At 63.1% G+C, this 23,270-nt stretch carries 19 protein-coding genes; 7 read left to right on the top strand and 12 right to left on the bottom strand.

What is annotated here, in order from left to right; translation table 11 throughout:
• Positions 1-3: 3 nt before the first annotated feature.
• Entirely contained in the window at positions 4-1,020 is a 1,017-nt protein-coding gene (locus C5F75_RS29555) for a 1-aminocyclopropane-1-carboxylate deaminase (RefSeq protein ID WP_059579040.1), read from the bottom strand.
• A 173-nt stretch (positions 1,021-1,193) separates the two neighbouring features.
• Between C5F75_RS29555 and C5F75_RS29550 the strand changes: the two genes are divergently transcribed.
• Positions 1,194-1,706, top strand: a complete 513-nt coding sequence (locus tag C5F75_RS29550; RefSeq protein ID WP_059579037.1) for an Lrp/AsnC family transcriptional regulator — start codon at positions 1,194-1,196, stop codon at positions 1,704-1,706.
• Between the two features lie 359 nt (positions 1,707-2,065).
• Here C5F75_RS29550 and C5F75_RS29545 read toward each other — a convergent pair whose 3' ends face one another.
• The 4 genes from C5F75_RS29545 to C5F75_RS29530 are packed head-to-tail and all read right to left on the bottom strand — an operon-like array spanning position 2,066 to position 7,639.
• Positions 2,066-3,160, bottom strand: a complete 1,095-nt coding sequence (locus C5F75_RS29545) for a Rieske 2Fe-2S domain-containing protein (RefSeq protein ID WP_104013166.1) — start codon at positions 3,158-3,160, stop codon at positions 2,066-2,068.
• A 25-nt stretch (positions 3,161-3,185) separates the two neighbouring features.
• Positions 3,186-4,886 (bottom strand): NAD(P)/FAD-dependent oxidoreductase, encoded by a 1,701-nt coding sequence (locus C5F75_RS29540; RefSeq protein WP_059579034.1) that lies wholly within the window; start codon positions 4,884-4,886, stop codon positions 3,186-3,188.
• A 51-nt stretch (positions 4,887-4,937) separates the two neighbouring features.
• Complete coding sequence (locus tag C5F75_RS29535; RefSeq protein WP_181035493.1) at positions 4,938-5,972, bottom strand: monodechloroaminopyrrolnitrin synthase PrnB family protein; 1,035 nt, start codon at positions 5,970-5,972, stop codon at positions 4,938-4,940.
• A gap of 50 nt (positions 5,973-6,022) precedes the next feature.
• Positions 6,023-7,639, bottom strand: coding sequence for a tryptophan halogenase family protein (locus C5F75_RS29530; protein ID WP_059579028.1), 1,617 nt, complete (start codon positions 7,637-7,639; stop codon positions 6,023-6,025).
• Between the two features lie 800 nt (positions 7,640-8,439).
• Between C5F75_RS29530 and C5F75_RS29520 the strand changes: the two genes are divergently transcribed.
• Positions 8,440-9,042, top strand: a complete 603-nt coding sequence (locus tag C5F75_RS29520) for a LysE family translocator (RefSeq protein WP_059579025.1) — start codon at positions 8,440-8,442, stop codon at positions 9,040-9,042.
• Between the two features lie 273 nt (positions 9,043-9,315).
• On the opposite strand, the gene C5F75_RS29515 is transcribed toward C5F75_RS29520, so the two are convergent.
• Together C5F75_RS29515 and C5F75_RS29510 are read right to left on the bottom strand one after the other, a co-directional pair.
• Positions 9,316-9,501, bottom strand: coding sequence for a hypothetical protein (locus tag C5F75_RS29515; protein WP_226093956.1), 186 nt, complete (start codon positions 9,499-9,501; stop codon positions 9,316-9,318).
• Between the two features lie 283 nt (positions 9,502-9,784).
• The gene (locus tag C5F75_RS29510; RefSeq protein ID WP_059579018.1) at positions 9,785-11,206 is read right to left on the bottom strand and encodes an aldehyde dehydrogenase family protein; all 1,422 of its coding nucleotides are present in this window, start codon (positions 11,204-11,206) and stop codon (positions 9,785-9,787) included.
• Positions 11,207-11,395: 189 nt separating this feature from the next.
• Here C5F75_RS29510 and C5F75_RS29505 point away from each other — a divergent pair, with 189 nt between their 5' ends.
• Positions 11,396-12,091: an SDR family NAD(P)-dependent oxidoreductase gene (locus C5F75_RS29505; protein ID WP_059579015.1), complete on the top strand. Its 696-nt coding sequence runs from the start codon at positions 11,396-11,398 to the stop codon at positions 12,089-12,091.
• Positions 12,092-12,179: 88 nt separating this feature from the next.
• On the opposite strand, the gene C5F75_RS29500 is transcribed toward C5F75_RS29505, so the two are convergent.
• From C5F75_RS29500 to C5F75_RS29490, 3 genes are all read right to left on the bottom strand, one after another.
• Positions 12,180-12,905 (bottom strand): GntR family transcriptional regulator, encoded by a 726-nt coding sequence (locus C5F75_RS29500; RefSeq protein ID WP_081066620.1) that lies wholly within the window; start codon positions 12,903-12,905, stop codon positions 12,180-12,182.
• Between the two features lie 67 nt (positions 12,906-12,972).
• Complete coding sequence (locus C5F75_RS29495; protein WP_104013159.1) at positions 12,973-13,983, bottom strand: zinc-binding dehydrogenase; 1,011 nt, start codon at positions 13,981-13,983, stop codon at positions 12,973-12,975.
• A 2-nt stretch (positions 13,984-13,985) separates the two neighbouring features.
• A complete protein-coding gene (locus tag C5F75_RS29490; protein ID WP_059579010.1) occupies positions 13,986-15,599 on the bottom strand; it encodes a GMC family oxidoreductase in 1,614 nt (537 codons plus the stop codon).
• Between the two features lie 278 nt (positions 15,600-15,877).
• Between C5F75_RS29490 and C5F75_RS29485 the strand changes: the two genes are divergently transcribed.
• The 4 genes from C5F75_RS29485 to C5F75_RS29470 all read left to right on the top strand — a co-directional run bounded on the left by C5F75_RS29485 (position 15,878) and on the right by C5F75_RS29470 (position 20,542).
• Positions 15,878-17,371: a sugar ABC transporter ATP-binding protein gene (locus C5F75_RS29485; protein WP_059579116.1), complete on the top strand. Its 1,494-nt coding sequence runs from the start codon at positions 15,878-15,880 to the stop codon at positions 17,369-17,371.
• Entirely contained in the window at positions 17,371-18,366 is a 996-nt protein-coding gene (locus tag C5F75_RS29480; RefSeq protein WP_081066621.1) for an ABC transporter permease, read from the top strand. Before C5F75_RS29485 ends, C5F75_RS29480 begins: the two co-directional genes overlap by 1 nt.
• A gap of 83 nt (positions 18,367-18,449) precedes the next feature.
• Positions 18,450-19,703: a sugar ABC transporter substrate-binding protein gene (locus tag C5F75_RS29475; protein ID WP_059579007.1), complete on the top strand. Its 1,254-nt coding sequence runs from the start codon at positions 18,450-18,452 to the stop codon at positions 19,701-19,703.
• An 83-nt stretch (positions 19,704-19,786) separates the two neighbouring features.
• Positions 19,787-20,542, top strand: a complete 756-nt coding sequence (locus C5F75_RS29470; protein WP_059579005.1) for an SDR family NAD(P)-dependent oxidoreductase — start codon at positions 19,787-19,789, stop codon at positions 20,540-20,542.
• A 92-nt stretch (positions 20,543-20,634) separates the two neighbouring features.
• Here the strand turns inward: C5F75_RS29470 and gabD are convergent, their stop codons facing one another.
• Together gabD and C5F75_RS29460 are read right to left on the bottom strand one after the other, a co-directional pair.
• Positions 20,635-22,116: an NADP-dependent succinate-semialdehyde dehydrogenase gene (gabD, locus tag C5F75_RS29465; protein ID WP_060010772.1), complete on the bottom strand. Its 1,482-nt coding sequence runs from the start codon at positions 22,114-22,116 to the stop codon at positions 20,635-20,637.
• A 165-nt stretch (positions 22,117-22,281) separates the two neighbouring features.
• Entirely contained in the window at positions 22,282-23,268 is a 987-nt protein-coding gene (locus C5F75_RS29460; RefSeq protein WP_059578999.1) for a transketolase family protein, read from the bottom strand.
• Positions 23,269-23,270: the final 2 nt, after the last annotated feature.

The following is a 23,270-nucleotide window of genomic DNA, read 5'->3' as shown; positions in this document are numbered from 1 at the left end:
GCCTCAACCGTTCTTGAACAGGAAGCTGTATGCGTTCAATGCGGGGACGCCGCCGAGGTGTGCATACAAGACACGGGACCCTTCCGGAAACTCGCCCCGGCGCACCCTGTCGATCATGCCATGCATCGACTTGCCTTCATAAACCGGGTCGGTCAACATCCCCTCGGTCTTCGCGCACAGTCGAATCGCTTCGAGCGTACCTTCCGACGGAAGGCCGTATTCAGGGCCCCCGTAGCGCGTATCCAGCACCACGTCCGCGTCCCCGATCGGCCGATCGAGTTCCACGAGATCGGCGGTGTGGCGTGCGATGCGAAGAATCTGCTCGCGCGTCTGCGCGGGTTTGGCCGACGCATCGATACCGATCACGCGATCCGCGCGCCCGTCTGCCGCGAAGCCGACGACCATGCCGGCCTGCGTGCTTCCCGTCACCGAACACACGACGATGTAGTCGAACTTGAATCCGAGTTCAGCTTCCTGGGCGCGCACTTCCTCCGCGAAACCGACGAACCCCAGGCCGCCAAGCCGATGCTCTGAACAACCGGCTGGGATCGGATACGGATTCCCTCCCGCGTCGCGAACGCTCTCCATCGCCTGCTCCCAGCTCGGGCGAATGCCGATGTCGAAGCCGTCGCTGACCAGCCGAACGTCGGCGCCCATCATGCGGGACATCTGAATGTTCCCGACGCGGTCATACACGGCGTCCGAGTAGTTGACCCAGTTTTCTTGAACCAGCACGCATTTCAGGCCAAGATGAGCCGCGACCGCCGCGACCTGACGCGTCTGGTTCGACTGGATGCCGCCGATCGATACCAGCGTGTCCGCGCCGCTCGCCAGAACGTCCGGCACGATGTACTCGAGCTTCCGGGTCTTGTTGCCGCCGAACGCCAGGCCGCTGTTGCAGTCTTCGCGTTTTGCATAGAGATGAACTTTTCCACCCAGCGCCTTGCCGAGGCGGGGCAACTCGTGGATGGGGGTGGGTCCGAAGGTCAGCTTGTGGCGAGGAAAGCGATCGAGGTTCACGGAGGTTCTCCGAAAGGTGGGCGGTGGATTCCGACGCCCGATGTCGTCAGAGCGACCGGGCACGAAGAAATTCTAGTGAAATACCCACGAAACGTGGTTGCAAACATCCACCGATCACCACGCTTTGAAATACAATTTTCCCCATCCTCACGAATGTATATTTTTTAGAATCAATGAAATCGACAACAAAATTTCCTGGAAAATCGCGCCCCGACGACGCGAGCCACGTCGAACTTGACCGTACGGACAAAGCGATCCTGCGAGCCCTTCAAAAAGACGCATCGATCTCGAACGTCGCTCTGGCGGCGAAGGTGAATTTGAGCGCGCCGGCGTGTTTGCGCCGCGTCGAACGGCTCAAGAGCCTGGGTTTGATCCGAGGAATCGTCGCGTTGCTCAACGCGCCTGCCCTCGATGCAGGCATGGTCGTCATCATCGGCGTCGTACTGGATCGATCGACTCCCGAATCCTTTGCCGCGTTTGAAAAAGCGGCCCAGAACGTATCCGGCTGCATGGAATGCCACGTGGTGACCGGCGAGTTCGACTACTTCATGATGCTGCGCACACGCGATAGCGAAAGCTTCAACCGACTCCATGCCGAACAACTGCTTTATCTGCCCGGCGTGCGCCAGATTCGGACTTTCATGGTGCTCAAACAGGTCTTTTCCTCGACGCAGATCGCCATATAGCGGCTGGGCAAGGCAGCCGTTTGCGGCTTACGCCGGAACTCGCCGACGACAATCACATGGAAAGCCGCGAAGCGGCTCGGCTTCCGCTCGCGTCGACTTCCCGCGGAGCACCGGGGCCGCGCCCGTCAGTGCGCGAGCGCGCGACCGATCCTGAATACCCCGACCACGTCGCGCAGCGTGTGGTGTTGTTCGTTATGTCGGCACGCAAGCAAACTCGCTGCACTGTACGCACTCCCCGCCTGACCAGACATTTCGCAAAGATGGCCGGCCATGTCGGTCGGCTTGCGCTGACACGCAGCCGCATCGGGTCACTATCCGTCCTCGCAAACGAGGGCCGGCCGGCGCTGCCGACTCACGCGTCACGGTTCGCTCGAGCCGACGCGGTCCACCCACCCCCGGTAGAACGCGCGGTACTTGAGCACGAGCTTGTCGTACTTGCTGTACGCGCCGCCGCCGTCCGGCTTCATCCCGTTCCAGATCCTGACGTCGTACCCCGCGGCCTGCCGGGTCTGGAGCCCGAACAGCACGTAGTCGGTCGCGCGGCGCAGGAGGCCGCCCACCTTCCTGATCGAGATCAGCATGTGCATGACGTTCTTGCCGTCGCTTATCGGCGTCACGCACTGGAGCAGCTTGTATTTGGCATCTCCGTCCAGCGCGACGGTCATCACGCACCCGCCGGGATAGCCGTCGAAGTGCAGGTTCATCTGCGACATGTTCAGGCCGAGCGCGCGCGACAGCATGCCGAGCGGCCCGAAGTACCGGTCCACCGTGAAGTCGATCCCGGCGCCGAACCACGCGCCCGCCCGCGCCAGCGGCTCGACCTCCGGCCATTCGCGCCAATCGTCGAACAGCTTGAGCTCGAAGGCCGAGACCGGGAGCGCGTGGACGGGCGTCGCGTGCTGCGCGTCGTAGAAGTTCTCGACGATCCGCAAGACCGCCGTCGTCGTCTCGAACGCGCAGTGCAGATGCATGAAATCGTCGTTGTCGACGTCGGCCGCGGCGATGTCGGGCAGCGGGTGCAGTGGCTGCGCGGAACCGTACCAGACCCACACGTAACCATACCGCTCGGCGGTGACCCACGTCGGCTGGCGCGCGCCGCGCGGAACGGGCTCCAGCCGGTGCACCGCCGGGCTATGGCCGGGAATGTGCACGCACTGGCCGCGCTCGTCGTATCGCCAATGGTGAAACGGGCACTGGATGCACCCGTCCCTGATTTGCCCGTCGGCCAGGTTCGCGCCAAGGTGCGCGCAGTGGCGGTCCATCACCACGGCCCGTCCCGACGCGCCGCGCCACGCGACGCACGGCCGGCCGAAGAGCGTCAGCGCCGTCGGTTTGTCCTTGAGGTCGGCCGAGCGCATCGCGACGTACCAGCTCGCGGCCACGCGCGTGGTCGCGTCGTACGCTGCCGCGGGGCGCTCCCTGGCCCCCGCCTCGTTCAATTGAATGTCTTCGATCATTTTCATTCCGGAGGTCGGCCGACTACTTCAGCGCCAGGCCGATGCGGGTCGTGATGTACGCCCTGAGCAGCGCGAACATCGGGTTGTAGTCGAAATACCTTTTCACCTCCGCCGGCGCGCTGGTCTGCGTCCAGTGCAGCAGCTTCATCGCCGGCAGCAGGCTGTACTTCGAGTTGTTGAGCTGCGGTTTGGCTCCGGTGATGCAGTACCCGAAACCGAACATCGGCTTCGCGAACTCCCGTTCGTCGATGAGGGCGTGAATGCGCGCCGCGGCCTCCTCGGCCGGCTTGCGCCCGGCGCTCACGGCTTCGACCTCGGCTTTGGCGTCGTTGAACAACTGGTAGTACCCCTCCATGTCCGCGCACAGGTACCCGAGGTACGGGGGGTTGTCGTCGAGGTGATCGAGGTCGCGCTCGTCGCGCGACGCACGGAACCGCGCGTGCGCCTGCACCAGCCGGAACTGCCCGAGGATCGTGCCGACCGCCCACAGCCTGTGGAACGCGTCCCACAGGCGGAAGTCCGAGAACGCCGTGTAGCAGCAACTGACGAAGTCGTCGTTGTGGTCCAGAAGCTTCTGCTGCAGACGCTCGATGTACTCGAAGCGCTCGGGGGAGAAATCGTCGTCGCGCAGCGCCTTGATCAGGCGCGCCGCGAGCGCGTGGATGGTTACCGCGGTGTTCTCGAGCCCGCGGGAAAAAAGCGGATCGATGAACCCGTTGGCGTGCAGCATCAGGCAGTAGCGGTCGCCGACGCAGGCGCTCGACGAGAACTGCAGGCGATCGGTCCTGACCCAGTCGCGCACCGGCACGGCGTCCCGGAACTGCGCCGCGATGCTCGGGAACCGCGCGAGGAATGCGTCGAATTCCTGCTGCGCGGAGATGTCCGTTTTCGGATGGATACGCGGGTCGAGCTGCAGGCCGACGCTCACCAGGTTGTTGGTCGAACGCGGATGATTGTTGAACGGAATCACCCAGAGCCAGCCGCCCTCGAACATGTGGTGCAAGGTGCCCTCGTGCCAACGCCAGCGCTGCCCCTTGACCTTGAAGATGTCGTCGAACGGCTTGACGCCGAGCATGTGCGTATAGAGGCTGCGCGAGTGCGTCTTGAAGCGGCACGGCTCTTCGCGGAGATTGAACTTGGTCGCGAGCGGCGCGCGGGGCCCGCCGCAGTCGATCATGTAGCGGCCGGTGAACCGTTCGCCCTGCGCGGTCGCGACCGCGACGCCATCCTTGTCGGCGTGGTATTCGGTCACGCTCGTCTTCTGGCGAACCGTGCAGCCGTACTTGATGGCGGCTTGCAACAGGTACGCGTCGACGTCCTGCCGGTAATAGTGGCTCTCCGGCCCCCACGGCAGCTCGGGAATCACGCACTGCGTGAACTCCTTCGGGTCGTGTTCCTCGCCGGGCCTGTGGAACACGAAGCCGAAGTTGCGCTTGATGCCGGTGCTCGACGCGACGTAACGCTGCGTCGCATAGAACGACGTGATGTGATCAAGCTCGGGAATGCCGTAGCGATCGGCGATGATGCGATTCATCAGCGACGTCTCGGGGATCGACGATTCGCCGATCGTGAAGCGCGGGTGCGACGATTCCTCGATGATCAGCACGCGAAACCGTTGCTTGGCCAGGATGGCTCCCATCTGGGTGCCCGACATGCCCGAACCGAGGATGATCACATCGAAGTGGTTGCTGTCGCGCCCGTTCGCGGGGCTCTGTTGAGTCATGAGGGCACACTCTCCTGTTGAGATGGAACACATGGCCGCGCGCGTCGCGCGTCAGGATTCGTCGAGCGCGGCGCGAACGCGCGACCGTGCCGCACGCGTGAGTGCGAGCAGATCGCCGAGCATGCTGGGCGCGTACCCGCCGCTGCCGATCGTGGGACCGCTTCGCCCGACTTCGTACGCGCGCTCCGCCAATTTGACGTGAGGCGCGCGAAAGCGCAGCAGAATCTCGAATACCCGGTCGAGGGCCGCCAATCCGGCCTCGACGGGCTCGCCCCGCGCGCATGCCGCCTGCACTTCGCCGAGCACGCGGTCGATGAGCGCCGGACGCCCGGCGAACCGCGCGTAGATCGCCCTGAACGCGGGAAGCACGTAAGGCAGGTACGTCTCCTTGAATTCCCGGTAAGCGGCGTGGTCCGACTGCGAACCCCACAGCACGTGCTCCAGCACGAAGAGGGGCATTTCGACCGCACCGGGGCCCAGGTAGTGCTGGCCGCCGACTCGAATCGGTTCGTAGAACGGACGAAGCTCGTCGTAGAACACCTGCAACGAGATGAACCGGTACGCGTAGACGATCGAGTCGACCATTTTCTGCAGATGGACCGCGAGCGCGTCGCACCCTTGCGCGAACGCGGGCGACCTCAGCGGCACGTCGGTCAGCTCGACGGTCAACGCGATGGCCGCCTCGAGAGCCGCCATCGAGATGCGCACGCTCTCGAGCAGGTGCGCCTCGTCGCGCAGCCCGGTGTAGCTGCGCTGCGCGTCGGCCGCCGCGGGGTTCCAGACCGTCACGTGCAGCAGCGTCTCGCGCGGCGGCAGGCCGGTCGCGCGCGCCAGCTCGAGCAGCACCGGCTCGAGCCCGGGCACCACGTCCACGGGCTCGTGTCCGTGCCGCTTGAGCGACCCGAGGAAGAACCCGATGTCCCGCATCGCGGCGGCGGCTTCGACGAAGCCCCAGCCCGAAGGGACGCCGCGCGCCGGCAGGAACGCGCGCAACAGCCCGACGATGCCGCGCACGTCCCGTTGACGGTTCAGGCCCGGCAGCCGCAGGACGAGCGCGCGCGCCTGCAGCGGATCGCAGGCCGCCACCGCGGCGTGCGTGGCCGCGATCGTGCGTACGCGGTCCGGGGCGCGGTCCACTACAGGATCTCCGGCGTCGCGAGCGTCGGCCCGGGCTCGCTGCGAGACAGCGCCGCATCGCCCTCGCGCAGCGAGCGCAGGTAATCATGGTTCGTCGGCAGCGTCGTGCGCAGACGCTCGGCCTCGCGCCGGATCCGCGCGAACATCGCCTCGGCCTTGTCGATCGACTCGGGCCGGTGCCGCAAGAGCGGCAGCGACCGGTCGGGCAGCAGCCCCAGGCCGGCAAAAATGCAGTAGTAGTTTCCGTTCAACCAGAAGTTCTTGAATTCGTAGTCGAAGGTGTCGTAGTACGTGGAATCGTCGAACGACGTGGTGGTCAACGGCAGCCCCGCCTTGTAGCGTTCGACCTTCTCCTTGATCGCGTCCGACAGCCGCAGGTCGTGCCGGTTCGCGCGCCAGAACGGCGTGTCGTCGCGCGACGTGGTGAAATAGTGCGCCTGCACGAAATCCCGGCAGTCGTCGAACATGTAGACGATTTCGGCGTTGAACGCGTCGATCAAGCGCGGATCGAACGACGTGTCGGGGAAGTGCTTCACGAGCTGGTACAGCGCCGCGTAGATGAAGTAGATGCCGGTCGATTCCAGCGGCTCCAGAAAGCACGACGACAGCCCGACAGAAACGCAGTTGTTGACCCACGCGCGCCGGTTGCGCCCGACCCGGAACTTGATCTGGTTGAGCGGCTGCTTGTCCGAAAGCCCCCAGAGGCCGAGGAAATCGGCGGTGGCCCGGTCGCGCGACGTGAACTTGCTCGAGAATACATAGCCGCTGCCGAACCGGCCCAGCATCGGGATCTTCCAGGTCCACCCCGAGTTCATCGCGATCGCCGACGTGTACGGTTCGATCCCGTCGCGCGCGTCGTCGGCGGGCACGGCGCTGGCGACCGCGCTGTCGCACAGCAGGTGATCGGACATGTCGATGAAGGGCTCCTTCAGCGCCTGGTTGATCAGGAGCCCTCGCATGCCCGAGCAGTCGATGAACAGGTCGGCTTCGAGCGTGCGGCCTTCCTTGGTGGACAGGCGGGAGATGTAGCCGCGGTCGTCCAGGTGAACCTGCTCGACCTCGTCCACCACGCGCTTCACCCCGCGTTCGGTGGCCCAGCGCTTCAGGAAGTCGGCCACGAGATGCGCGTCGAAGTGCCACGCGTGGGACATCTGGCGGGTGCCGTCGGCCAGGCACGGCGCGAGCTTGCCGTCGAGCGCCTCCGTCTGCGGGTAGCACGCGTACTCCATCGGTTGCTGGAAGCCCTGTTCGCGCTTGCGCAGCCAGTAGTGGGTCAGCGGCACGCCGTCGCAGTTCGGCACGTTGCCGAACAAATGGTAGAAGTGGTCGCTGCGCGAACCGTCGGGCGACTTCCTCCAGTTCACGAACCGGATGGCAGCCTTGAACGCGCCGTTCACCTGCGGCATCCATTCCCGCTCCGGTATCCCGAGGAAGTCGAAGAACACCTTCTGCAAACTCGGGATGGTCGCCTCGCCCACGCCGATCCGCGGAATCGCCGCGGACTCGATGAGCGTGATGTTCGCCTGCTGCTGGAGCGCGCGGACGAGGTACGACGCGGACATCCAGCCCGCCGTGCCGCCGCCCACGATGACAATATTCCTGATCGGATTGCTCATGACACGCTTCCCATGGGATTTGAAACCTGAATGGATAGTGCCGCCTCGTCGAGTTGAACCGGAAAATCGTTCGTCAATACGTCATGACGTGTTTCGTCCATCATGACGAATGGCGTCGAAAAGGCACGTGAATTGCAGCGAAGTCAGGCAACAACGCGAATCCCCATTTCACGCGGCGGCACACCGCGCAACGGATTCCACGTCGACAAATTGGCTTGCCGACGCGTCGATCGCCATTGGTGCATGGATTTATTCAGTTTGCCTAATTGCAGTCAGGATTGTCACACCGTGCACTTGACCTCCGGGACACACCATAGCAGCGTTCACGATGGTCTATCTCGAAAAATTTCATATCAATCCCGGGTTGTTCAGAGAAATTCTAAATCCCGAGGAATTTCGACGAAATATCCCGCATCAACCGATTTAATTTTATCGAACTAATAAATTCACTTTTTCATTCAATGTCCATCATCAAATGTCCTTGTTTTACAAAAAAACGATAAATGGCCAACCGAATTCAAGGGAAAGAAATAAAACCTTCGCCATTACCAAAACAAAGATGACGATCTTTTCTCATTTCGGCAGCTTCGATCTCGACCCCAAAAATAATTCAACGCGCCTGCGGAGAAATTCGTCATGATGTGTCCGGGCGAACATGAGCGATGCTCGCCAGACGCATCGGACAGGAAGCGCCGAGTAAGCAGATCGAACGGTTGCGCGTACCGGGCCACCGCCAGTTCAACGGTGCACCCCGCCTGGACCGGACGCAAACCGCGACACTGACGAATCGAGGAGGCCGCATGCCCATCCAGGAAGCGTTGCTGAAGATGTCGATGTACGTATCGCTGGTGCTGATCGTGCCGGGGCCGACCAATACGCTGCTGCTGTCGTCCGGGTTGAAGGTCGGCCTGCGCGGCACCTGGCCGCTCGTGATCGCCGAAGCGCTCGGCTACGCGATCGCGATTTCCGTATGGGGATTCTTCCTCGCCGCGTTCGCTGCCGGCCGGCCCTGGCTTTATGACGTGGTCAAGCTCGCGAGTTCCGTCTACATTCTTTTCCTCGCGCTCAAGATGTGGACGCACAGCCGCGTGCTGCAGGACGTATCGAGCACGCCGGTGAGCTTTCGCGACGTGTTCGTCGCGACGATGATGAATCCGAAGGCGCTGCTGTTCTCGAGCACGCTGTTTCCGCTGGAGGCGTTCCGGTCGGCGCACTATTTCGCATGGACGCTCGTCGTATTTCTGCTCGTGCTCGCGCCGATCGGCGTGGGCTGGTCGTCCCTCGGCGGCCTCGTCACTTCGCAACGCGCATGGGCCGCCCGCACGTCGACGCTGCTGCGCGGCGCCTCGCTCGTGCTGTTGATGTTCTCCGGCACGCTCGTGTACTCGGTCGTGAATCGCTGAGCGCGCTGCCGATCGTTGCGACGCGCGGGCATGCATCGCGCCACGATTGGTCTCTGCCCGGGCAGGCCGTAGCGGCCTTGATTCGCGCACCGGCGGATCGTTTTCGTACGTGGTTCGGATAGTCCTTAACGTCGATCTCGTCGAGCACGGCTTGCGCATCGCGCTCCCACGGATGGCCGTAACCAGCACCGCCTGCCGCGATGTGACACACCGCATCTCCCGAATCGGTGACGAAGCCATAGTCGGAGATGTTCAGCGGCAGACGCGCCTCGATCAACTCGACCGGCTGGTTCGACAGATTGCCGGGCGGATTCGCAATGCCTTCGTGCCGTCATTGCGACCGCCGCCGCCCCAACTGCCGAGAATACCGTCGATGATCAGCCAGTTCCCGCCCGCGCCGAGCGCCGGAATCGCGTCGGGCACGACCTGCGCAAACGCCGCTTGCAGCACGTCGAACATCCGGTACGCCATGATCCGCGCGCCGCGCACGCGGCCGGCTCAACGCCATCATCACACTAGAGGAACCAAGGTGGCGCGAATGGTTCCGCAATACAGCCTTCGACCGCAGGCCGAAGGCTCATGGGTAACGGAACGCTCACGCTCGACACGGCCAAGCAATCCGATCGGCTTGCTCCGAATGTTCGCGAACATCGATGTAGTGGGGATTTCCGGCAGCGACACTGCAACGAGTTGCCGCCCCCCCGCATTCACGGCTTCACCAACAGCGATCCCGCGCCAGTCCTCACGCCGCCACGTTAATGACCTTCGTTTCCAGGTAGTCCTCAAAACCAAACGCGCCCCATTCGCGTCCATTGCCGGATTGCTTATAGCCGCCGAACGGCGCTTCGAAAGACTGATCGGCGCCGTTGAGGCTTACCATACCGGCACGTAGCTCCCCGGCCACGGATTGCGCCAACTCCGCATCTCCCTGCAAATATGCAGCAAGCCCGTACGGCGTGTCATTTGCAATGGCGATCGCCTCATCGAGACTGCGATACGGGATCATCGTCAACACGGGGCCGAAAATCTCCTCGCGCGCGATACGCATCTCGTTATGCACATCGGCGAACACCGTCGGTTTCACATAGTAGCCGCGCTCGAGACCAGCCGGCGCATCCGGCCCGCCAGCGACGAGCGTCGCGCCTTCGTCGATGCCGGCCCGGATGAGCGCGCGGACTTTCTCGAACTGAACGCGCGACGCCACGGGGCCGATATGGTTGCCGCGATGATCAGGTCGACCGACGCGAATTTCGTTGGCCGCGTCACGGGCGATTTCGACCGCGGCAGCGTATTCGTTCTGGGGTACGAGCATGCGCGTCGGCGCATTGCATGACTGTCCGCTGTTCGCCATGCAATGACGCACACCTCTCTCCACTGCCGCGTGCAGGTCGGCACCCTCGAGAATGATGTTCGGCGATTTTCCGCCCAGCTCCTGCGTGACGCGTTTGATCATTTGCGCGCCCACCGCGCCAATCGTGCTGCCGGCGCGCGTTGAACCCGTAAACGAAATCATATCGATGTCCGGATGCGCCACGAGCGTCGCGCCCGCGGCCGCCCCGTCGCCGTTGATCAGGTTGAACACGCCCGGCGGCAAATCCAGCTCGTCGATCATTTCGGCCCATAACAGCGCGCTCAACGGCGTGACTTCGCTCGGCTTGAGCACCATCGTGCATCCGGTTGCGAGGGCGGGCACCACCTTGCACGCGATCTGGTTGATCGGCCAGTTCCACGGCGTAATCAATGCACATACGCCGATAGGCTCCCGAACCACGGTCCCGCCAGTGACCGAATGCCGGAAGCGGAACGTCCGCAGGGCGTTGATGCCGGCTTCGATGTGTCCCTGTCCGGTGCGCGCCTGCGCCGCGACTGCGAAATCGATCGGCGCGCCCATTTCAAGCGAGATGACGCGTGCCATCTCGTCATAGCGACGGTTGTAGATCGACAGCAGCTTGACGAGCCAGCGCTCCCGCTGTTCGACGGTGGTCCGCGAAAATTCGCCGAACGCCGCTTTCGCGGCCGCCACCGCACGATCGACGTCGGACGCGGAGGCGGCGGCAATCGTCTCGATGACCGCTTCGTCCGCCGGATTTTCCACTTCGATGTGAGCGCTTGAATCGGGCGCTTGCCATTCGCCCGCAATGTAGAACCGCTTCGCATGGGTCATTCGAGTCTCCAGTTGTTGAATTGAGAACGTGGTTCGCTCTTGCCGTCATCGTCATCGCACCATCTGCATGGCCTTCGGAAAGGCTCGTGACTCTCCGCCTCCGTTGCCACGATCGAGCCGTACGCTTGTGCGCGTCACGATCAAAGAATATGATGCATCATATATTCAATTTCCACAGGAGGAAAGTCCATGACGAAAGTTGCAGTAGTAACGGGCGGAGGCACCGGTATCGGGCGCGCTATCGCGGAAGAGTTCCGGCGCGCCGGTCTGTACCCCGTGTCAGTCGGCAAGGATGCGGACGAGGATCTCGATCCCGCCATCGAGTTCCGGCGGGTCGACGTGACATCGGCTGCTGCCGTGCGTGACGCATTCGGCGATCTGGCGCGGATTGACGTGCTCGTCAATGCTGCCGGAATCATCCTTCACGATCGCGCCGAATTCGATTCGGCGGGATTTCGGAAAGTGGTCGATGTCAACCTGAACGCCTGCCAGCTCACGACCGAAGTCGCGCTCGAGAAGCTGTCCGCGGTGCGCGGCTGCATCGTCAATATCGCGTCGATGTGGAGCTTTTTTGGCTCGGCCCGGAATCCTGCCTATACGGCAAGCAAGGCCGGCGTGGTGGGCCTGACGCGCGCGCACGCCGCAGCTTTCGCAGATCGCGGAGTGCGCGTCAACGCGGTAGCGCCGGGCTGGATCGAAACGCGGCTGTCGGCCGGAGCGCTCAACGACCCGGAACGCAGTGGTTCCATTCGCGCGCGTGTGCCGCTTGGGCGCTGGGGGCACCCTTCGGATGTCGCCAGAGGCGTGAGATTCCTTTGCTCGGCCGATGCAGATTACATCACGGGGGTGGTCCTGCCGATCGACGGCGGCTTCAGCATCGCGTGATGACGCAATGAGTATTCACGGCGGCGCGAGGCCGCCGTGCGCCATTACCACCAACGCATGCGGTAACGCAATCGGAGCGTGCGGCTGCTTACGTCGCCGCCACTTCGTCACGCTCACGCTCGGCCATCCATTCGAGCAGCACGCGCTGGCCCCATTCGATGTCTTCCTGGATCGCCTGGGATGCGCCTTCCGCATCGCCCTTGCGCAGCGCGGCAAGCACGCGATAGTGAGGATGCGATCGGTTCGATATCTCGCGGGGCGGCAGATGTGAATGGAACGTGTGCAACAGCGGCCCCATCCTGACCCACATGGTTTCCACGGTCGCGCTGAGCGTGGGCATTCCGGCGGCTGCCATCAATTCGAAATGGAAATCGCGGTTGCGCTCCGCTGCCTCCGACGGACTCACGGCAACTGCCTCGATGAACTCGTCGTGCGTCAGGCTCAGATGGCGGATTTCCTTCGGGGTAATGCGCTGCGCGGCCTGCTTGGCCGCCGCGCCCTCCAGAAGGCGTCGCATCAATTGGATCTCTCCAACGGTATCGGCATCCAGCGCCGGCACCATGATCGACGTGGCCGCAGTCATCTCGAGTGCCTGTTCACTGACCAGACGGAAAATCGCTTCGCGCACGGGCGTGATGCTCGTGCCCAGTTTTTCGGCGAGATCGTTGATGCGGAGTCGGTCGCCAGGCGCGTACTGACCATTCATGAGTCGGGAGCGAATCTCTTCATAGATGCGTGACGAGAGATTGCTCTTTTCCACACGGGCGAGGGGCTTCATTCTGATAACGGGACGAAAAAGAATGTTGTCATGCATGATACATCACGCTTCCTCGCTGCAACAGGCGGCGACCTCATCGGCACGCCGCGGCAACCGTGCGCGGTCAGTCGAATACGGCGACGGGCCGGCCTTGCCCGGTATGAGCCTTCAGCGATTCCAGCGCCTCGGGCAAGCGCGATACCGACGTCGGCTCGATCGGCAGCGGCGCCAGCGCACGATGCAGCACATCCGTGAGCAGACGCTCGCCCGCGTCGACCAGCGTGCGCCACTGCGCGGCCGACCCGTGTGCGTGCAGTGCATTGAGGGCCACCTCGTGCAGCGAGATTGCAGTCGTGAACGGCGCGACCGGCGACGTGTCCAGACGATCCTGGATACAGACGAGATGGCCGTTCGCGCCCACGGAAGCGGCCAGCCGGACGGCATGCTGACCGCTCACCGTGTCGAACACTGCATCGAACGGCCGACGCGATGAAAAGGCACTGCTTCCGATATCGGGCGACAGGCAGGTCGAAGCGCCAAGACGCGCCATCCGCTCGAAATGACGGGCGTTGCACATGACGGAGACGCGCCAGCGCGCACGTACGGCAAGTTGGACCAACAGCGTGCCGACCGCGCCACCGGCCCCGCTCACGAGCGCCTCGGCGCCAGGATGGTGCGGCACTTTTTGCATCGCTTGCCACGCGGTCAGCATGGGGCACGGCAATGTCGCGGCCTCGGCAAAGCCCAGGCCCGGTGGCAAGCGCAACACTGCGCGGGCCGGCACCACGGTGTACTGCGCGAAACTACCGTCGCGCGCGAGCGACTGATGGTAGGCCACGCGCACACCCAGCCATTCCCGTTGTATCCCCGCGCCGACGGAAACGACCTCTCCCGCGCCGTCGACACCGGGCACGTGACCCGGCCGCCAGTCGGGCGCACCCCAATCGATGAACTTCCAGTCGACCGGATTGAGCCCTGCGGCGCGGTTGCGTACGAGCACCTCCCCGGGCCCCGGCGCCGGCCTCGGAACCCGCTGCCACACGAGCGCGGAAGGGGCGCCGGCGATCTGCCAGGTCCACGCGCCCATCGTCTCCACCGTGCTGTTCATGTCCATCGTCACGTCGTGTTCCACCATCGCTACACCACCGCGTCGAGCGCTGCGCTGTTCAGCAGCGATTTGCCGAGCACGTAGTCCGCCCCCTTCTCGCCTATCATGATCGATGCGGCGTTCGTATTGCCCGACACGAGATTCGGCATGATGGATGCATCGATCACCCGCAATCCGTCGATGCCGCGCACGCGCAATTCCGGATCGACCACTGCGCGCTCGTCCACGCCCATCCTGCACGTGCCGACCGGGTGATAGACGGTCTTGGCGCGCTTGCGAATGTAGTCCATCAGCCCGGCGTCGGTCGCGACGCCAGCACCCGGCAGCGCTTCTTCCCCCGTATAGGCGCGCAGAGCGGGCTGCGCGAGAATTTCGCGCGCTTTTTTCAGGCCGGCAACGGCGACGCGCCGATCTTCGGCATGCTGGAAGTACTTCGGATCGATCCACAGCGCAGCGGCCGGGTCCGCGCTGCGCAGGCGAATCTCGCCACGGCTTTGAGGGCGTAGCACGCACGGATTGATCGTCGCGCCTGCCGACTTCACGTGGTCCTGGTCGAGGTCCAGAAACACGATAGGCACGAAGTGCATCTGGATGTTGGGCCGCTCTTGCGGCGCGTCGACGTTGACGAACGCGCAGGCTTCGGTCACGTTCGACGTGACAGGACCGCTCTTGAACAGCAAGTACTGCAGTCCGTTTTTCAGCGTATTGGCGAAGCTGTCCTGACCGTAGTAGCCGTAGTTTCCGGTGCAATACGAAACCGCGGGAAACTCGATATGGTCCTGCAGGTTCGCGCCGACGCCCGGCAGATCGTACACCGTCTCAATACCGTGCCGGGCGAGTTCGGCGGCCGCGCCGATTCCCGAAAGCAACAGCAAGCGGGGCGACTGCACGGCTCCGGCCGACACGATCACCTCCTTGCAGCCCTTCTCCTGGACGACCTCGCCATTGCTGACGTATTCCACCCCGACGGCCCGGCCTGCGTCGATCAGGATCCGGTCCACGCGGACATCGGTGCGGATCGTCAAGCGGCCGCTCGCCTCGGCCTTGCGCAGATAGGCCACGGCGGCGCTGCAACGACGCTTGTTGCGTGTCGTGATCTGATTGAAACCGACGCCGTTCTGCGTGGCACCGTTGAAGTCGTGGGTAAAAGGAATGCCAGCCTGCTGCGCGGCACGCACGAATGCTGTCGACAATTCACAGCGCTGCGTGAGATCGGATACACCAAGCGGCCCGCCTACGCCGTGATAGCGATCGTTGAGTCGCTCGTTGTCCTCGGCGCGCTTGAAGTACGGCAACACCTCGTCGTAAGACCATCCGGAATTGCCTAGACGATCCCATTCGTCGTAGTCCTCGCGTTGGCCGCGGATATAGATGAGCGCGTTCACGGAACTGCCGCCGCCCAGCACGCGCCCTTGCGGCACGATGCGCGGACGGGCATCGAGTCCCGTTTGCGGTTCGGTTTCGTAGTGATACAGCAGGTCCGTGGACAGCAGCCTCGTGAAACCCGCCGGAATGTGCACCAGCGGATTCCTGTCACGCGGCCCCGCCTCCAGCAACAAGACGTTCGCGCCGGCCTCGATCAGCCGACCGGTGACGGCACTGCCCGCCGAACCGCCCCCAATCACGATGTAGTCGTATTTCAATGATGTCTCCTGTGTCCGGTTCTGGTGTCAATTCAACGGGACAGCCTCGCGAGGGCCTCGGCGCCGCTTCCCGTCACGATAGATATATGATGCATCATCATAGAGCAATGGCCGGCGCTCCGGTAGAGCCAACTTGTTAGGGCAAATACCCATCTAACACGAAGCCATGCGGATATATGATGCATCATGCATGTCGCATCAGCCACATGGCACCGCAGGTTCGCTCAGGCACCCGCGATGAAGTTCGCAGAATGCAAAACACGATCACAGAGGAGACGATGAGCAACCATCTGGTCATGCGCAACATCAGCAAGCACTTCGGCGGCGTACACGCGCTGCGTAACGTCAGCCTCGATGCATACGGCGGCCAGGTGCACGCGCTGATGGGCGAAAACGGCGCGGGTAAATCGACGCTCATGAAAATACTGGCGGGCGCCCACACGCCCGACGAAGGCGAGATCCTTCTGGATGGTCGCCAGCTTGCGATCGACAGTCCCCACACTGCGCGGGCACACGGGATCTCGGTCATTCACCAGGAGTTTTCGCTCGCAAAGCATCTTTCCATCGCGGAGAACATCTTCCTGCACGACATCGGCGCGGGAACGTCGATCATTCGTTGGTCGAAACTTTATGCGCGCGCCCGCGAACAGCTTGCCGCGCTCGGCTTCGGCGAACTGGACGTATCGCGCCCCGTATCGACGTTGTCGGTCGCCGAACAGCAGATCGTCGAGATCTGCAAGGCGCTTTCCCGGACGTCGCGCGTTCTCGTATTCGACGAGCCGACCGCGGTGCTGACCGCGCGCGAAACCGAGCGTCTGTTCGCCCTGCTGGAACGGTTGAAGCGCGACGGCGTCTGCATCATTTACATCTCGCATCGACTCGAAGAGATCTTCGGACTGTGCGACAGCGCCACCGTGCTCAAGGACGGCACCTTCGTCAGCACGGTGCGCATTGCCGACATCGACGAGAGCCGTCTCGTTCAACTGATGGTGGGCCGCGAGCTCCAGGATCTGTTCCCCAGACGCGACGCGTGCATCGGCGACAAACGGCTCGAAGTCCGCGAGCTGTGCGCGGGCGAAAACGTGCGCGATGTGTCGTTCCATGTGCGCGCGGGCGAAGTGTTGGGATTCAGCGGTCTCGTCGGCGCCGGGCGCACGGAAACGATGCGCGCGATCTTCGGCGCAGACCGCAAGAGCAGCGGCCAAATCCTCGTCGATGGCCGGCCAATTCCAAAACTCAAACGTCCCCGTCACGGCATCGAAAGCGGCATCGGCATGCTGCCCGAGGATCGCAAGCAGCAAGGCGTGCTGCTCGACATGCCAATCCGCGTCAACGCGATGATGACGCCGCGCAACGGGCTCGCGCGCCTGCGCTGCATTCTCGATCATCGTGCCGAGCGCGTGCGCACACGCGAATTGATCAAGCAGCTCCGGGTGAAGGCGCGCGACACCGAGGTCGACGTGTCGACGCTCTCCGGCGGCAACCAGCAGAAAGTCGCGCTGATGAAGTGGCTCTCGAACGGATGCCGCGTATTGATTCTTGACGAGCCGACCCGGGGCGTCGATATCGGCGCCAAGATCGAGATCTATCAGGTAATCAACGAACTCGCGCGCACCGGCGCCGCCATCATCGTGGTTTCCTCCGACATGCCGGAGATCATCGGCTTGTGCGACCGTGTGGTCGTCATGCGCGCAGGCCGTATCGCGGGCGAACTCAGCGGCCCCGCCATCAATGAAAAGTCGCTGATATCGCTGGCCATGGGAGTGAAGTAATGGAAGGAATCATGCAAACGCAGCGCGCCGACGTACCGCTGCTTCGCAGCGTGGCGCGCTACAACGCGCTGATCATGCTCATCGTGCTATTCGCCGTATCGAGCATCATGTCACCGGCGTTTCTGAGCGAGGAAAACCTCTATAACCTGCTGCGGCAGTTGACACCGCTGTTGCTCGTCAGCCTGGGCATGCTGCTCGTGATCAATACCGGCGGCATCGACCTGTCGGTGGGGTCGATCGCGGCCGCGGGCGGCCTGCTGGCAGCCATGCTGGTGCCGGTGATGCCGTTCGGCGCCACGCCGGGGCTCCTCCTCGCAGTCGTGCTGTCCGTCACGCTTGGCGCGCTTTTCGGCGCATTCAACGGAATATTGGTGACCGCCTTCGGCCTCGCGCCATTCATCGTCACGCTCGCCATGATGACCATCGCGCGCGGCGTCACGTACATGATGTCGAACGGCCAGCCGACGATGCTGCCACTCGATCTGCCCGCAGCGGAGTTGCTCAACGAATTCGGCAGCGGCAGCGTACCGTGGCTCAACGTACCTTGGCCCGTCGTACTCGCCGCGGGCGTCGCGCTCCTGTTCTACTTCTTGATGAACTACACCACATTCGGACGCATGGTCGTCGCCACCGGCAGCAACGAAATGGCGGTGCGGCTTGCAGGTATTTCCGAGCGCCGCTACAAGTTCTGCGTCTACGTGATTTCCGGCGCACTGAGCGCCGTCGCCGGCATCATTTACACGGCCCGAACGGGTGTCGGCACACCGATCACTGGCGTCGGCCTGGAGCTCGACGGGATCGCCACGTGCGTGATCGGTGGTGCACTACTCTCCGGCGGAAGGGGCTCAGTTCTCAACACCGTGATTGGGGTGCTCGTGCTGGGGCTCATCGGCAACGTGATGAATCTGCTGAGCGTACCGGTGTATCCGCAGCAGATCATCAAGGGCGCCATCATCATTCTCGCCGTTCTGGTTCAGCGCATCGGCCAACGCTGAACAGCGCGTCCGTGCAAGAGGCCGCCGCGCGGCCTTCCGCTCCACGCCTTACTTCGTCAAACAATATCGTTCAGGAGACTCAAATGCGCGTTGCTCGCAAGGCACTCGCCGCAGCCGGCATGCTGGCGTTCGGCATCACCGCCCCGATCCATAGCGAGGCCAAGGCCAGGATCTACACGCTGCTACCCAACACCGCCCTGTCGGGCGTAGTCGATCCCTCGCTGCCGGATCGGACTGCGATTCGCAAGGCGTGGCCGAAACAGCCTGCCAATCCAAAGGAGATCAGAATCGGCTGGACAGAGATCACGCTCGGTAATCCATGGTTCGTGGAGCTTATCAAGGGCGCGCGGGCGAGCGCCGCAAAGTACGGCTATTCGATCGACGTGCAGGTCGCCGACGGTGATCTCCAACGCCAATGTGCGCAGATCGACAATTTCGTCACGCGCAAGCTGGATGTCATCGTGGTCGATCCGACCGATACACTGGGCGTATCCGCGTGCGTCAATCGCGCCGTCGATGCCGGCATTCCAGTCGTCACCGTCGGCACGACGCCGGACGCAAGCGCCCGCGTCCTTACCACGCTGCTCGGCAATCCGTATGCAAGCGGCTTCGAGGTCGGCCAATATGTGGCGAAAACAGCCGGCAAGGACACGCCGATCGACGCAGCCGTCATCATCGGCGTGCTCGGAAACTCGACGTCGGAAAGCCGAATCAACGGTCTGATCACGGGCATCGTCTATCAGCGCATGCGCGACCAGGCCCCCGGGGCGAGCCGCGATGACGCCATGCTGCGCGGCTTCGAACTGTTCCAGACGCTGAAGAAGACCGGGAAGTTGAGCGCACCGGACATCAAGTTCAATGTGCTCGCGCTTGGCGTTGGCAAGTGGACCGAGGAAGGCAGTCTCGCGGCAACCGAAGACATTTTGTCCGCGCACGGGAGCAAACTGAATTTCATCCTCTCGGAAAATGACTTCATGGGGCTCGGCGCATTACGTGCCGTACGCAACATGGGCAAGCAGGGGAAGATCCGCATTGCCGATGCAGCCGGCGGCTATCGCGGCGAACTCGATCAGATCAAGAAGGGCAACATCCTCGTGTCCGGCGAGAATTCCGGCGAGCAGACGGGCGTCGCGGCCATTGAATTCATCCACAACGCATTCACGCGGCGCGTCGATGCCAACAACCTGCCGCTAGGTTCCGGCTTCCCGCCCGCAATCATCACGCAAGGCAACGTTGATCAGAAGATCGACCCGAACCCGGCCAACCTGTTCTACAAGTACACGATCCCGCCCGTCCGGTCGATTCCGGAAATCCGCGGGCAAGGCAAGAGCGACTGAGTCGTTTCAACTGCCCCTTTCCAATGCAACGGCGCGCATACACTCATTGTTTCCGCCGCGCCGCGTTAAAGGAGTTTCACTTCATGAGCTTTGACAATGGCACATTTTGCGCCGATCTTTTCGCGGGAAAACACGTGGTCGTTTCCGGCGGCACAAGTGGCATCGGGCTGGCCATCGCGCGCACGTTTCACCGACTCGGCGCGCATACCACCGCCACGGGATCGTCGATGAAGAAGCTCGACGCGCTTCGCGACGACGCATCCCTGTCGGGGCTGCGTTTCGCCGCGCTGAACGTGCGCGACCAACGAGAAATAAATGCATTCTTCGGCAGCCTCGCGCGCGTCGATGTGCTGATCAATGCGGCCGGCGTGGCTCGTCCGCGCGACGAATACACGGACGACGTCTTCACCGATGTGCTCGATGTCAACCTGCGTAGCGTGATGCGCGTTTCGCAAGCCGCGCGCCCGCTGCTCGAACAGTACCGGGGCTCGATCGTCAACATTGCCTCGATGCTGAGCTACCTCGCCGACGCCGACGTACCGGCCTACTGCGCAAGCAAAACCGGAGTCGTCGGCCTGACTCGCTCGCTGGCACACGAATATGGGCGCAGCGGCGTGCGCGTCAACGCCATCGCGCCGGGTTATCACCGAACCGAGATGACCCGGATATTCTGGGAGTCGGAAGCGTTGTCGAACAAGATCGTGGCGCGGTCTGCGCTCGGACGCTGGGGCGAGGCAGACGACCTGGCGGGTGCCGCGGTGTTTCTTGCCTCCCCTGCGGCCGCATTCGTGACTGGCGTGACGCTGCCCGTCGATGGTGGTTATGTATCAGGCTTTTAAGCCGATTTGGGACCCGGTTCGAAGTCGATTTGATGAAATGGCCGCGGGTGCCGGCCATTTCATCTTTCAATCGGACCTCGATCGGACGGCGTTCAGACGATGCCGCCGAAGCACAAGTACTTTATTTCTAGATAGTCGTCGAGACCATGGCGGGATCCTTCCCTGCCGAGGCCGCTTTCCTTCACGCCGCCAAACGGCGCGACTTCCGTCGATACGATCCCGTCGTTGATGCCGACCATGCCGTATTCGAGCGCCTCCGCGACCCGCCAGACGCGCGCGATATCGCGCCCGTAGAAATACGAAGCCAGGCCAAACGGTGTATCGTTCGCCAGGGCGACAGCTTCGGATTCCGTGTTGAACCGGAAAACCGGCGCAACGGGTCCGAACGTCTCTTCGTCGAAGATTCGCATGTCTCGTGTCGCATCGGCCAGGATAGTCGGTTCGAAGAAGTTTCCGCCGAGTGCTGCGCGCTGGCCGCCCGTCACGATGCGTGCGCCCTTCGCGAGCGCGTCCTGCACATGCTCTTCGACTTTCGAAACGGCGCTGCCGTCAATCAGCGGGCCGATTGTGACGCGTTCATCAAGACCGTTTCCAACCACGAGCTCGGCGACTGCCTTCTCGAGTCGCGTGACGAAGTGATCGTAGATTCCATCCTGCACGAGCAGGCGGTTCGCACATACGCAGGTCTGCCCGGCGTTGCGATATTTTGACGCGATCGCGCCGCGCACGGCAGCGTCGACATCGGCATCGTCGAATACGATGAACGGTGCGTTGCCGCCCAGTTCCATTGACGTCTTCTTGGCCGTCGCCGCACATTGGGCAAGCAGTTGTTTGCCGATTTCGGTCGAGCCGGTGAATGAAAGCTTGCGCACGGCCGGATTCGACGTGATCTCGGCGCCAATCTGGCTCGCGTTGCCCGTCACGCACGAAATCACGCCGTCGGGAATGCCTGCACGAACGGCCAGCACACAGAGTGCCAATGCGCTGAACGGAGTTTGACTCGCCGGTTTGAGCACCATCGTACAACCGGCTGCCAACGCTGGCGCAAGCTTGCGCGTGAGCATCGCCGCCGGGAAATTCCATGGCGTGATGGCCGCGCATACTCCGATGGGCTGCTTCAGCACGACGATCCGCTTGTCGGCCGCAGTCGACGGAATCGTGTCGCCGTACGCGCGCTTGCCCTCCTCGGCGAACCACTCGACGAACGACGCGGCATAGTTGATTTCGCCGCGGCTCTCGTTCAGCGGCTTTCCTTGCTCGAGCGTCATGATTTTCGCCAGATCTTCGCGATGCGCGAGCATCAGATCGTGCCACCGTCGCAGCAGCGCCGCGCGCTCCTTCGCGGTTTTGGCCCGCCAAAGCGGCAGGGCCCGGGACGCCGCGTCGATCGCGCGTCGCGTTTCGGCGGCACCCGCCCGAGGTACGCTACCGAGCACTGAGCCAGTCGCAGGGTTGAATACGTCGATCGTAGCCCCGTCGTCTGCCGCAGTCCATTCACCGTCGATCAGGCATACATCTTTCAGAAGGTCCGTATCGCGCAGCTCGGCGCCACGCCAGCTTTCGCCATTCAACATCGCTATTCCCACTTTTGTCAAAACCGGCGCGAAATGGTGGCGCCCGGGTCTCGATATCCGGGACGGATGGACGAACGAGACCCGATGCACCCTTCGCGAACCATTAACATCGACACGCCTGCACCGCCCGCGATATGGATGTTCATTTAGCGGGCGGCCGATCGATCAGGTTGCCTTCGCAAGCGCGGCGCGTGCGACGCGCGCGATGCCAGGACCGTCGAGTTCGTAGTGCGCATACAGATGCGTCGGTGGCGCGATCAGGCTGTACTCGTCGTAGATGCCATGCCGCACGAGCCGCACGCCGAGGCCCTCGTCGGCCAGGACCTCCGCCACTGCCGCACCGAGGCCGCCAATCACGTTGTGCTCCTCCACCGTGACGAGCACGCTCGACTGCCTGGCCGCCGCGATAATGGCGTCGCGGTCGAGCGGCTTGATGGTCGGCATGTCGATCACACCGGCAGAAATGCCTTCCGCTCCGAGCTTGGTCGCTGCCTCGAGCGCACCTGCGACGGGCAAGCCGCAGCCGATGATCGTGACGTCGTGCCCGACCGAGTGAACGATCGCCTTGCCGATCGTGAACTCGACACCGTCTTCGTAGACTTTCGGATCGCGCCCGCGTCCGATGCGGAAGTAGATCGGGTCCGGCCACGTGGCTGACGCGCGAATCGCCGCGGCCAGTTGCGCACCGTCAGCCGGCGAGATGACGGTCAGGTTAGCGATCGCGCGCATCGTCGAGATGTCTTCCGTCGCATGATGCGAGGTACCGTAGAAGCCGAGCGAGATGCCGGTATGGTGACCGACCAGCCGCACCGGTAGCTTGCAGTACGCGACATCCATGCGGATCTGCTCGCAGCACAACAGGCCGAGAAACGATGCGAAAGTCGCGACGAAGGGCATCAGGCCGGTGGTCGCCATGCCGGCGGCCGCGGAAACCATGTTCTGCTCGGAGATGCCGAATTGCACGTAGCGCTCCGGAAACTCGCTGGCAAACTTGTTCAAGCCATTCGAATACTGGAGATCGGCGGAGCCGGCGACGACGGGATGGCCTTCGCGCACGAGGTCGATCAGCGCATCGGACAAATAGTCGAGCCCAGGATTGCGCGCGTTGAGCGCCCGGTATTGCCACGAATCGGGATTTTGCGGAGTAGACATGC

The organism is Burkholderia anthinoferrum, from assembly GCF_002925705.1.
Classification (GTDB): Bacteria; Pseudomonadota; Gammaproteobacteria; order Burkholderiales; family Burkholderiaceae; genus Burkholderia; species Burkholderia semiarida.
Note: the sequence above shows the minus strand (reverse complement) of the source record. Positions and strands in the feature narration are given on the sequence as shown.

Excerpts from the sequence above, each read along its gene's own strand:
- C5F75_RS29510 (WP_059579018.1), bottom strand. The coding sequence starts at position 11,206 with ATGACCCATGCGAAGCGGTTCTACATTGCGGGCGAATGGCAAGCGCCC.
- C5F75_RS29460 (WP_059578999.1), bottom strand. The coding sequence starts at position 23,268 with ATGTCTACTCCGCAAAATCCCGATTCGTGGCAATACCGGGCGCTCAAC.
- C5F75_RS29515 (WP_226093956.1), bottom strand. The coding sequence starts at position 9,501 with ATGTTCGACGTGCTGCAAGCGGCGTTTGCGCAGGTCGTGCCCGACGCG.
- C5F75_RS29480 (WP_081066621.1), top strand. The coding sequence starts at position 17,371 with ATGGAAGGAATCATGCAAACGCAGCGCGCCGACGTACCGCTGCTTCGC.
- C5F75_RS29550 (WP_059579037.1), top strand. The coding sequence starts at position 1,194 with ATGAAATCGACAACAAAATTTCCTGGAAAATCGCGCCCCGACGACGCG.
- C5F75_RS29505 (WP_059579015.1), top strand. The coding sequence starts at position 11,396 with ATGACGAAAGTTGCAGTAGTAACGGGCGGAGGCACCGGTATCGGGCGC.
- C5F75_RS29495 (WP_104013159.1), bottom strand. The coding sequence starts at position 13,983 with ATGGTGGAACACGACGTGACGATGGACATGAACAGCACGGTGGAGACG.
- C5F75_RS29530 (WP_059579028.1), bottom strand. The coding sequence starts at position 7,639 with ATGAGCAATCCGATCAGGAATATTGTCATCGTGGGCGGCGGCACGGCG.
- C5F75_RS29540 (WP_059579034.1), bottom strand. The coding sequence starts at position 4,886 with ATGACTCAACAGAGCCCCGCGAACGGGCGCGACAGCAACCACTTCGAT.
- C5F75_RS29520 (WP_059579025.1), top strand. The coding sequence starts at position 8,440 with ATGCCCATCCAGGAAGCGTTGCTGAAGATGTCGATGTACGTATCGCTG.
- gabD (WP_060010772.1), bottom strand. The coding sequence starts at position 22,116 with ATGTTGAATGGCGAAAGCTGGCGTGGCGCCGAGCTGCGCGATACGGAC.
- C5F75_RS29475 (WP_059579007.1), top strand. The coding sequence starts at position 18,450 with ATGCGCGTTGCTCGCAAGGCACTCGCCGCAGCCGGCATGCTGGCGTTC.
- C5F75_RS29485 (WP_059579116.1), top strand. The coding sequence starts at position 15,878 with ATGAGCAACCATCTGGTCATGCGCAACATCAGCAAGCACTTCGGCGGC.
- C5F75_RS29500 (WP_081066620.1), bottom strand. The coding sequence starts at position 12,905 with ATGCATGACAACATTCTTTTTCGTCCCGTTATCAGAATGAAGCCCCTC.
- C5F75_RS29470 (WP_059579005.1), top strand. The coding sequence starts at position 19,787 with ATGAGCTTTGACAATGGCACATTTTGCGCCGATCTTTTCGCGGGAAAA.